General features: G+C 68.9%; 10 protein-coding genes and 1 pseudogene. 6 read left to right on the top strand and 5 right to left on the bottom strand.

The window, feature by feature from the left end; all coding sequences use genetic code 11:
- Positions 1–19: 19 nt before the first annotated feature.
- A complete protein-coding gene (locus tag VF536_RS15115) occupies positions 20–1,633 on the top strand; it encodes a CapA family protein (protein WP_331615692.1) in 1,614 nt (537 codons plus the stop codon).
- A gap of 2 nt (positions 1,634–1,635) precedes the next feature.
- On the opposite strand, the gene VF536_RS15110 is transcribed toward VF536_RS15115, so the two are convergent.
- The 5 genes from VF536_RS15110 to VF536_RS15090 all read right to left on the bottom strand — a co-directional run bounded on the left by VF536_RS15110 (position 1,636) and on the right by VF536_RS15090 (position 4,917).
- Complete coding sequence (locus VF536_RS15110; protein WP_331615691.1) at positions 1,636–2,427, bottom strand: M90 family metallopeptidase; 792 nt, start codon at positions 2,425–2,427, stop codon at positions 1,636–1,638.
- Positions 2,424–3,215, bottom strand: coding sequence for a UDP-2,3-diacylglucosamine diphosphatase (locus tag VF536_RS15105; protein WP_331615690.1), 792 nt, complete (start codon positions 3,213–3,215; stop codon positions 2,424–2,426). Before VF536_RS15105 ends, VF536_RS15110 begins: the two co-directional genes overlap by 4 nt.
- Positions 3,216–3,247: 32 nt before the next feature.
- Entirely contained in the window at positions 3,248–3,751 is a 504-nt protein-coding gene (locus VF536_RS15100) for a peptidylprolyl isomerase (RefSeq protein ID WP_331615689.1), read from the bottom strand.
- Between the two features lie 12 nt (positions 3,752–3,763).
- A complete protein-coding gene (locus VF536_RS15095; protein ID WP_331615688.1) occupies positions 3,764–4,339 on the bottom strand; it encodes a peptidylprolyl isomerase in 576 nt (191 codons plus the stop codon).
- Positions 4,340–4,431: 92 nt separating this feature from the next.
- Positions 4,432–4,917, bottom strand: a complete 486-nt coding sequence (locus tag VF536_RS15090; protein ID WP_331615687.1) for a tetratricopeptide repeat protein — start codon at positions 4,915–4,917, stop codon at positions 4,432–4,434.
- Positions 4,918–5,109: 192 nt separating this feature from the next.
- On the opposite strand from VF536_RS15090, the gene cysS reads away from it, so the two are divergent.
- From cysS to VF536_RS15065, 5 genes and pseudogenes are all read left to right on the top strand, one after another.
- The gene (gene cysS, locus VF536_RS15085) at positions 5,110–6,507 is read left to right on the top strand and encodes a cysteine--tRNA ligase (RefSeq protein WP_331615686.1); all 1,398 of its coding nucleotides are present in this window, start codon (positions 5,110–5,112) and stop codon (positions 6,505–6,507) included.
- On the top strand, positions 6,507–7,160 hold the full coding sequence (locus VF536_RS15080; RefSeq protein ID WP_331615685.1) for a DNA-3-methyladenine glycosylase 2 family protein: 654 nt from the start codon (positions 6,507–6,509) through the stop codon (positions 7,158–7,160). The genes cysS and VF536_RS15080 overlap by 1 nt, the downstream gene beginning before the upstream one ends.
- 2 nt (positions 7,161–7,162) lie before the next feature.
- Positions 7,163–8,134 carry an acetyl-CoA carboxylase carboxyltransferase subunit alpha gene (locus VF536_RS15075; protein WP_331615684.1) on the top strand — a complete coding sequence of 324 codons (972 nt, stop codon included), beginning with the start codon at positions 7,163–7,165 and terminating at the stop codon, positions 8,132–8,134.
- Between the two features lie 88 nt (positions 8,135–8,222).
- The gene (gene tilS / locus VF536_RS15070) at positions 8,223–9,611 is read left to right on the top strand and encodes a tRNA lysidine(34) synthetase TilS (protein ID WP_331615683.1); all 1,389 of its coding nucleotides are present in this window, start codon (positions 8,223–8,225) and stop codon (positions 9,609–9,611) included.
- Positions 9,612–9,648: 37 nt separating this feature from the next.
- Positions 9,649–9,865 (top strand): annotated as a pseudogene (locus VF536_RS15065) (aspartate kinase); the annotation flags it as partial.

Here is a 9,865-nt window from a genome sequence, read left to right as displayed (position 1 = left end):
GCGGGCTCGCGCCGGCGCGATGCGGCGGATCGTTAGGGCCATGGTCCTCGCGGCGAGCTCGCTGGGGGCCGCATTGGCGAACGGGGGAGACGCGGCGGCGACGGCGATCGCCACGGCCACGGCCCCAGCAGAATCAGGACCAGGACCAGGACCAGGACCAGGACCAGGACCAGGGCAGGCGCACATCACTTTCGCGGGCGACGTGATGCTGTCGCGACTCGTCGGCAACGCCTTGCGCCGCGCGGCCGACGGTCCGACACCGTGGACGCCGCTCGCGCCCAAGGGCGAGCTCGGCATCCTTGTCGGCAACTTCGAAGGCGCCATCGGCGATCCGGGCGATTGCCCGAAGGGACAGACGCTGTGTTTCGCGACCGAGGCCGCATGGCTGACGACGGCACGCGCTGCCGGTTTCGATCTGCTCGGCCATGAGAACAACCATGCCGGCGATACCGGCGCGGACGGTCGTCGACGCACGCGGGGGGCCATCACGCAGGCCGGCATGACGCCGTTGAGCTTCGATGACGGTCCCGCGTTCCTCGAGATCGGCGGCCGCACGCTGGCGATCGTGACCTTGAGTCGCCTGGCCGCGGCAGACCGCGAGGCGCAGCCCCTCGACGTCGCGCTCGAACAGCAGCTGGCCACAGCCCGCCAACTGGCCGATGCCGTCGTCGTCTACGTCCATTGGGGGACCGAGCTGGCCGGCTGGCCTTCTCGCGCGCAGTACGACGACGCGGCGGCGCTGCAGGCACTCGGCGCGGACGTCATCGTCGGCCACCACCCGCACGTGGTGCAGCCGCCGGAATGCGTCGAGGGGCGACCCGTGTTCTTCTCGCTCGGCAACCACGTCTTCGATCAGAAGTACGCCGATGCCAAGTCGGGTCTGCTCGCGCAATGCGGCTGGACCGCCGACGGAGGCCTGGGCTGCACCGGCTTGCGCACGGCGATGGTCCGTGGTGGCTTCTTTCCGCAGCTCACGGGCGAGCGCCTGCCGGTCTGCGCCGCGCCGCCGCACGCGCGGCTGACGATCGCCGGCATCGCGGTCTCCGCCGGCGCACGCGAGCTCTTGAACGGATCGGTGCGCCAGAAACTCCGCTTCGCGCCACGCGATGGCGTGCCCTTCGAGGCCGTCGTCGGGCGCGTGCGCCGGGCCCAGGCGATATCGCTGGCGACATGGAAATCTGAGCCTGCCGACAACGCCGCCGGCAGTGGCGCTGGCACTGACACCGGCACCGGCACCGGCACCGGCACCGGTCTGCTGCTGTTGGAAGACCGATATTCCAAGCTCGACAAACGTGTGGCGCCTCGTCCCTACGTGTATGCGCTGGATCCGCCGCCGCGTGCCGGCGGATCGGGGCGGTTGCGCGCGCTGTGGCGAGGTTCCGCGCTCGCGTATCCACTGATCGACGCGGTCGTGATGCCGTCGTCCGGGACGGGCGACGTGCTGTGCGCGCTGCACGAGGCGAGTTCCTTCCTGGCTGGCCCCGTGGGCCCCGTAGGCGTCGACGCCGGCACGCCGGCGACGCCACAGACGCTGACGCTGGCCTATCGCTGGAACGGCTTCGGCTTTTCGCGCGCGGCGTCGGAGGCGGACCAGCAGGCCTGCGCGGCGCGTTATCGAGCCGCCTTGCGCTGAACTCAGTCGCGTGCCGGGTCTTGCCTGAAGAACCCGGCGAGCAGCCGGTACAGCTGCGGCTGCTCGACGAGCAGCTCGCGCGGCGCGACGAAGAACGCCTCGACCGCGACGGCGAAGAACTCCTCCGGGGCTTCCGCGCCGTAGGGATCGATGAGCGTCGCATGGCCCGCGTCGACCTGGTCGCAGAACCAGTGCCATTCGGCCTCCATCGTCGCTCCCCACTGCTGACGCAGCGTCGGATCGTCGATGGTCGGCGCGCCGTCGGGCTCGCCGTCGCGCATGTCGAGCACATGCGCGAACTCATGGATCACGACGTTGTAGACGGAGTCGTGGCCCTCGACGCGCTCGGTGGCCTCGGGCGTGACTTCGCTCCAGGCCAGCATCAGCGGGCCGCCTTCCATCGCCTCGCCGGCCAGCGTCTCGTCGTAGGCGTGGACGACGCCGTCTTCGTCCATCGTTTCGCGGGCGGCAACGACTTCACCCTCGTGCATGACGATGCCGACGAAGCCGTCGTACCACGCGAGTCCGAGGCGCAGCACCGGCAGGCAGGCCTGCGCGGCGACCGCCACCGCGACTTCGTCGGTGACCTCGAAGCCGTTGGCGCCGTGGAACTCCTTGGCCGACAGGAAGAGCGAGCACAGCCGGCGCAGTTCCACGCGATCGGCCTCACTGCGACGGGCGATGAAGGGGTACTGCGTGAGTGTGAGCTCCCACAGCGGATCGGGGATCGCGTACTGGTCGAGCAGCTTGCGCTCGCGATGCGCGCGCCAGCGTTGGAGCAGGCCGCCGATCATGGGGTGATGACGAGCTCGGTCGCCGAGGTCATGGGCGCGATGCGCCGCAGGCCGTGGGCGTCGATGACCAGCACGTCGCCGCGGCCCGGGCCGTGGTCGTAGTCCCAGTCGGACAGCACGGCGCGCGTGAGCCCGTTGCCGAGATCGTGCACCGCCGGCCGGTGCGTGTGGCCGTGGATCAGCGTGTCGCAGCCCGACGCGCTCAGCCATGAGCGCGCCGCGTCGTCGTCGACGTCCGCCCAGGTGGACGGATCGGATTGATGCATGCGGCTCTTCGCGCGCAGATGGCGCGCGAGCGCACGTCGCGCGAAGAGCGGCATCGCGCGCAGCGCCGCCAGCACCTCAGGCCGGCGCACGATCGCGCGCGCCTTCAGGTAGCCGACATCGCCGAGACAGAGCTGATCGCCATGGCTCAGCAGCCACGAGCGTCCGAAGGCCTCCAGCCGTGTCGGATCGCCCAGCAGCCGCATGCCGGCGTCCGCCGCCATCGCCTCGCCGAGCGCGAAGTCGCGGTTGCCGTGCATGAAGAAGAGGGGCTTGCGCGAAGAGACCTCGCGCAGCAGATCGAGCGCGAACTGCTCGAAGGTGCCGGCCTGCCAGCGCGCGTCGTCGCCGATCCAGGCCTCGAAGATGTCGCCGAGCAGGACAACCGCGTCGGCCGGCGTCGCCGCCAGGTGGGCGCGGAACCGCGCCAGCGTCGCCGGCATGTCCGGCGACAGGTGCAGGTCGGACAGCAGGTCGATCCGCCGCCAGCCGCCTGCCGCCCGCAGCGGTGCCAGAGGCAGCACCGCGCGGGGCAGAGGGAAGGCGGCGCCGGGACTCACTCGACCGCGACGGCGCGCTCGATGATCACCGGGTCGACCGGCACGTCGTCATGGAAGCCCGAGCGGCTGGTCTTGACCTTCTCGATCTTGTCCACGACGTCCTGGCCTTCGACGACCTTGCCGAACACCGCGTAGCCCCAGCCCGACGGGCTTTCGCTCTTGAAGTTCAGGAAGTCGTTGTCGACCGTGTTGATGAAGAACTGGGCGCTGGCCGAGTGCGGCGCGTTCGTGCGCGCCATCGCCAGCGTGTACTTGTCGTTCTTCAGACCGTTGTTGGCCTCGTTCTGGATCGGCGCGTCGGCCGGCTTCTGCTTCATGCCTTCCTCGAAGCCGCCGCCCTGGGCCATGAAGCCCTTGATCACGCGGTGGAAGATCGTGCCGTCGTAGTGGCCCTTGGCGACGTACGCCAGGAAGTTCTCGACGCTCTTGGGGGCCTTGGCGTCATCCAGTTCCACGGTGATCAGACCATGGTTGGTGTGCAGTTCGACTTTCTTGCTCATGTCGTCAACTCCTTATTTCTCGACGGTGGCCTTGTTGATCAGGACGGGGGTGGTGGGCAGGTTCTGGAAGAGCGGGTTCGCCTTCGACGGCGCGGTCGGCACCGCGCGGATCTTGTCGACCACGTCCATGCCCTCGGTGACGTAGCCGAATACGGCGTAGCCGCGACCGTCGGACGCATAGCCTGGATCCAGTCCGGGGTTATCCACGGTGTTGATGAAGAACTGCGAGGTCGCCGAGTCCGGCTCGTTGGTGCGCGCCATCGCGATCGAGCCGCGGATGTTCATCAGGCCGTTGCCGGCCTCCAACGGGATGGGCGGGCGGGTCGGGCGCTGCGCCAGATCGCGCGTGTAGCCGCCGGTCTGGATCATGAAGTCGCCGATGACGCGGTGGAAGATCACGCCGTTGTAGTGGCCGGCCTTCACATAGGCGAGGAAGTTGGCGACCGACTTCGGCGCCTTCTCCGCGTCCAGCTTGATCTTGATGTCGCCGGCGGTGGTGCTCAGCTTGACGACCTGGGCCTGGGCGAACGAGGCCGCGAGGCCCAGCACGACGGCGCCGGCGGCGAGCAGGAATTTGGATGTCCGCATGGTCCTGGTGGGGGTGAGGGGAGCGTTGGGGGGAGGGCGGGACGCGGTTGAAGGCGTTGCACGACGACGCGCCGTCGGCGCGCCGCCCGCGATCATCGCGCCTGGCCGCCCTTGGCGTTGTTGAACGCTGTGACGCGTTGCAACTTGACCTTCAGCGCGGTGTCGTCGCCGAGCGCCTGCTTCAGCGCGCGTTCGTAGGACTGCTGGGCCAGGCGCATCAGCACGTCGCCCATGTTCTCCTGGGCCTGCGCGTGGTCGGGCTGCAGGTCCAGGGCGCGGGTCAGGGACTGGCGGGCGGCCTCGTACTCGCCGCGCGCGGCGTGGATGACGGCCAGGTTGTTGTAAGGATCGGCCAGGTCGGGGAAGTCCTCGGTCAGGCCGGTGAAGAGGGTGCGGGCGCGTTCGAGCTGCTGCTGCTCGAGCAGCATCGTGCCCAGCGCGAAGCGCAGGCGCGGATCGTCCGGGGTGGTCTTCAGGCCGGTCTCGGCGGTCTGGATCGCCTGGTCGCGTTTGCCGGCGGCCCACTGGGCCTGCGCGTCCTCGAGGGCGGCGGCATGCGTCAGGGTGGCGCCGGTCATCGCCAGGGCGACGCAGCAGGAGCGGATCAGGGCAGGAAGTCTTGGCATGGGGTCGGGCCGCTATACTGCCGGGCATTCTAGAGCGAGCTTTCGTCTCACGCTCGCCTCCCGGCCGGCTCTCCGGCCCACCCGCACCGCCCCGTTGAATGCGCCGAACCTCGCGACCCGTCGCCGGTGCGGCGCGAGCCCCGTATGTCTTCCTTGCGCATCTACAACACGCTGGACCGCCAGCTCCAGGACTTCCAACCGATCGAGCCGGGCAAGGTCCGCATGTACGTCTGCGGCATCACGGTCTACGACCTGTGCCACATGGGCCATGCGCGCATGAACATCGCGTTCGACGTCGTCTACCGCTGGCTGAAGGCCAGCGGCTTCGACGTCACCTACGTGCGCAACATCACCGACATCGACGACAAGATCATCCGCCGCGCGCTGGAGCGCGGCATCACGATCGGCCAGCTCACCAGCGACACCATCGCCGCGATGCATCGTGACTTCGACGCGCTGGGCATCGCCAAGCCGACGCATGAGCCGCGCGCGACCGAGTACGTCCCGCAGATGCTGGACATCATCGGCAAGCTCGAGACCAAGGGCCTGGCCTACCAGGCTGACGGTGGCGGCGACGTGAACTACGCGGTGCGCAAGTTCGACGGCTACGGCAAGCTCAGCGGCAAGTCGCCGGACCAGCTGCGCGCCGGCGAGCGCGTCGCGGTCGATGACGGCAAGCGCGATCCGCTGGACTTCGTGCTGTGGAAATCGGCCAAGGCCGACGAGCCGGTCGAGGCCAAGTGGGCCAGCCCCTGGGGCGAAGGCCGCCCGGGCTGGCACATCGAATGCTCGGCCATGAGCTGCGCGCTGCTGGGCGAACGCTTCGACATCCATGGCGGCGGCATGGACCTGCAGTTCCCGCACCACGAGAACGAGATCGCGCAGAGCGAAGGCGCCTTCGGCCACTTCGTCAACTACTGGCTGCACAACGGCTTCCTGAACATCGACGGCGAGAAGATGTCCAAGAGCCTGGGCAACTTCTTCACCATCCAGGAAGTGCTGGAGAAGTTCGACGGCGAGTCGATCCGCTTCTTCATGCTGCGCACGCAGTACCGCAGCCCGTTCAACTTCAGCGACGTGAGCCTGGACGACGCACGCACCGCGCTGCGCCGGCTGTACACCGCGCTGGACGCAGTCGCGCCGGCGGAGGTGACCATCGATTGGACGCAAGGTCCTGCGGTGGCTTTCAAGGCCGCGATGGACGACGACTTCAACACGCCGGGTGCGCTGGCCGTGCTGTTCGAGCTGGCCAACCAGGTCAACCGCGACCGTTCCGCGCAGGACGCGGGTCTGCTGAAGGCGCTGGGCGGCGTGCTGGGCGTGCTGCAGCAGACGCCCAAGACCTTCCTGCAAGCCGGCGCGGGCCTGGACGAGGCCGCGATCGAGGCGCAGATCGCCGCGCGCGCCGCCGCCAAGGCGGGTCGCGACTTCGCCGAGGCCGACCGCATCCGCCAGTCGCTCGCCGGACAAGGCATCGAGCTGAAGGATTCCCCGACCGGCACGACCTGGGTCCGTGCCTCGAAGGTTGGAGAGCAGGCCTGATGGCGCGTGTGGCGACCGCCGGGGTGACCCCGGACTATTGGGATGAGGCTTGCAGACACCTGGTCAAACGCGACCGGGTGATGAAGAAGCTGATCCCGCAATTCGGCGAGGCGCGGCTGCAGAGCCGTGGCGACGCGTTCACGACGCTGGCGCGTTCGATCGTCGGACAGCAGATCTCGGTGAAGGCGGCGCAGAGCGTGTGGGACAAGTTCGCCGAGCTGACCTCGGGACCGTCCAACCGCATCAAGCCGACCGAGGTGCTGAGTCTGGAGAAGACCGCGCTGCGGGCCGTGGGCCTGTCGCTGCGCAAGGTCGAGTACCTCAGCGACCTGGCGCAGCATTTCGAGACCGGTCAGGTCCATGTGCGCCAATGGGCGCAGATGGAAGATGAAGCCATCATCGACGAGCTGGTCGCCATCCGCGGCATCGGCCGCTGGACGGCGGAGATGTTCCTGATCTTCCACCTGATGCGGCCCAACGTGCTGCCGCTGGACGATCTGGGACTGCTGAAAGGCATCAGCCAGCATTACTTCAGCGACGAACCGGTGTCGCGCGCGGAGGCCCGAGAGCTGGGCGAGGGCTGGGCCCCGTATCGCTCGGTGGCCACATGGTACATTTGGCGGAGCCTCGATCCGCTACCCGTGGATTACTGAGAATGAGCAAGAAACACTTCCTCGAATTCGAGCAGCCGATCGCGGAGCTCGAAAGCAAGATCGACGAGCTCCGCTACGTGCAGAGCGAGTCCGCGGTGGACATCTCGGAAGAGATCGACCGCCTCGGCAAGAAGAGCCTGCAGCTCACCAAGGACATCTATTCGAATGTCCTGCCGTGGCAGGTCTACCAGGTCGCGCGCCATCCGCAACGTCCGCAGACGCTGGACTACTGCAGCGAAGTCTTCACCGAGTTCGAAGAGCTGCACGGCGACCGGCACTTCGCGGATGACGCCGCGATCGTCGGCGGTCTCGCACGTTTCAACGGCCAGGCCTGCATGGTCATCGGCCACCAGCGCGGTTCCGACGCGAAGGAGCGCACGCTGCGCAACTTCGGCATGCCGCGCCCCGAGGGTTACCGCAAGGCGCTGCGCCTGCTGAAGCTGGCCGAGAAGTTCGGCCTGCCGGTGTTCACCTTCATCGACACGATGGGCGCGTACCCCGGCATCGGCGCCGAGGAACGCAGCCAGTCCGAAGCGATCGGCCGCAACATCTTCGAGATGGCGCAGCTGGAAGTGCCCATCATCGCGACGGTGATCGGTGAGGGCGGCTCCGGCGGCGCGCTGGCCATCGGCGTGGCCGACCAGGTGCTGATGCTGCAGTTCTCGGCCTATTCGGTGATCTCGCCGGAAGGCTGCGCGTCCATCCTGTGGAAGACCGCCGCGCGCGCGCCCGAAGCCGCCGAGGCGCTGGGCATCACCGCGCACCGCCTGAAGGCGCTGGGCCTGATCGACAAGATCGTCAGCGAGCCGGTCGGTGGTGCGCACCGCGATCCCAAGCTGATGGCCTCCAGCCTGAAACGCGCGCTGGGCGATGCGCTCCGTCAGGTCTCCGACCTGAAGACCAAGGAACTGCTGGACCGCCGCTATGAGCGTCTCCAGGCCTATGGTCGATTCAGCGACACCAAGAGCCGCTGATCTGCGCTCCGACGCCGGCGTCGAAGCCGGTGCCTCCACCGGTGAGCAGCCCGGCGCTCAAGCCGGCTCCGATGAAGCCTCCCGCCGCGTGATTGCGGTCGCCACCAGTGGCGGCCGCGATTCGACGGCGCTCCTCCACGCCACCGCTGTTGCCGCCCGTCCGCTCGGGCTGCAGGTGGTGGCGTTGCACATCCATCACGGGCTGAGCGAGCACGCCGATGCGTGGTTGGCGCATCTGCAGGCGCAGGTCGGTGAATGGGCGGCGGACGGCCTGCCCGTGTCGCTCGTGCATGAGCGGCTCGCCGGTGCGCCCGGACCCGGCGACAGCATCGAGGCCTGGGCCCGCGCCGGACGGCATCGGGCGCTGCAACGCCTGACCCTCGCGGCCGGCGCTGACCTGCTGCTGCTGGCGCACCATCGCCGCGACCAGGCGGAGACCTTCCTGCTGCAGGCGCTGCGCGGTGCCGGCGTGGCGGGTCTGTCCGCGATGCCGCGCACGCAATGGCGCGACGGCGTGTGCTGGTCGCGGCCCTGGCTGGACCGTCGAAGGGAATCCATCGAGGCCTACGTCGTCGAACACGGTTTGCGCTTCATCGAGGACGACAGCAACGGCGATGCGCGCTTCGCCCGCAACCGGCTTCGCCTGGAGGCCTGGCCCGCGCTGACCGCGGAGGCTCCCGGCGCGGAGGCCGCGCTGGCGCAGGCCGCCACGTGGGCGCAGGAGGCGGCGGAACTCCAGCGCGAGATCGCGGAGGAGGACCTCGGCCGCTGGTCCGATGCCGACGGCTTGTCGCAGGCCATGCTGGAAGCCCTCAGCGCGGCGCGCGCGTCGAACGCGTTGCGCGCCTGGCTGCATCGCGCGACCGGTCGGACTGCGCCCGCGACGCTGATCCGGCGCGTGATGGCGGAAGGTTCCGCCGCGACCGTGGCGCGCTGGCCGCTGGGCGACACCGAGCTGCACCTCTATCGCGGCAGGTTCTTCGTGCAGGCGCCGCCGCAGGTGCGACGACCCGTGCGAGCCGAAGCGCTGCCCGCCTCGTTGATCGGCCTTGGGATCGCCGCCGCCGCTGCTGGTGCCGAGGCGACGCTACGAATCGATCTCTCGCGACCGGGGCGTCACCCGGTGGCCGCCTGGGGCGGCGCTTTCCATGTCGAACCCGTGACCACGGGGGGCGTCGCGCTTTCTGCGCTCAGCAATGTCGAGTTGCGCCCGCGCGAAGGCGGCGAGCAGTTCCAGGCCCACGCCAAAGGCATGGCGCGCGCGCTCCGCAAATGCTGGCAGACGGCTGGAATCCCCGCTGTCCAGAGGGAAGGGCCGCTGATCCACGTCGACGGACGGCTGCTGTTCGCGCCTGGTCTGGGCATCGACGCGCGCTGGATCGCAGGTCCCGGTGAAGCACAAATGGCGTTGCGATGGGTGTCCGATGCATGCGGATCCCGCATGGGCAGCGACGTTGCGGGCAAGGGCGCGTCTTAGAATCGCCGATCCACCCGCAGCCCCCTCTGACATTCCCATGGCATTGATCGTTCACAAGTACGGCGGCACCTCGATGGGGTCGACCGACCGCATCCGCAACGTGGCCAAGCGTGTCGCCAAATGGGCGCGGGCGGGTCACCAGATGGTGGTGGTCCCCTCGGCGATGAGCGGCGAGACCAACCGCCTGCTCGGCCTAGCCAAGGAGCTGTCGCCCGGCAGCTCGTCGCCGTCGCTGATGCGCGAGCTCGACATGA

The organism is Roseateles sp., from assembly GCF_036486225.1.
Classification (GTDB): Bacteria; Pseudomonadota; Gammaproteobacteria; order Burkholderiales; family Burkholderiaceae_C; genus Roseateles.
Note: the sequence above shows the minus strand (reverse complement) of the source record. Positions and strands in the feature narration are given on the sequence as shown.

What these genes read in the sequence shown, in the direction of transcription:
- VF536_RS15115 (WP_331615692.1), top strand. Translation starts at nt 20, where the DNA reads ATGCGGCGGATCGTTAGGGCCATGGTCCTCGCGGCGAGCTCGCTGGGG.
- VF536_RS15110 (WP_331615691.1), bottom strand. Translation starts at nt 2,427, where the DNA reads ATGATCGGCGGCCTGCTCCAACGCTGGCGCGCGCATCGCGAGCGCAAG.
- VF536_RS15100 (WP_331615689.1), bottom strand. Translation starts at nt 3,751, where the DNA reads ATGAGCAAGAAAGTCGAACTGCACACCAACCATGGTCTGATCACCGTG.
- VF536_RS15095 (WP_331615688.1), bottom strand. Translation starts at nt 4,339, where the DNA reads ATGCGGACATCCAAATTCCTGCTCGCCGCCGGCGCCGTCGTGCTGGGC.
- VF536_RS15090 (WP_331615687.1), bottom strand. Translation starts at nt 4,917, where the DNA reads ATGACCGGCGCCACCCTGACGCATGCCGCCGCCCTCGAGGACGCGCAG.
- cysS (WP_331615686.1), top strand. Translation starts at nt 5,110, where the DNA reads ATGTCTTCCTTGCGCATCTACAACACGCTGGACCGCCAGCTCCAGGAC.
- VF536_RS15080 (WP_331615685.1), top strand. Translation starts at nt 6,507, where the DNA reads ATGGCGCGTGTGGCGACCGCCGGGGTGACCCCGGACTATTGGGATGAG.
- VF536_RS15075 (WP_331615684.1), top strand. Translation starts at nt 7,163, where the DNA reads ATGAGCAAGAAACACTTCCTCGAATTCGAGCAGCCGATCGCGGAGCTC.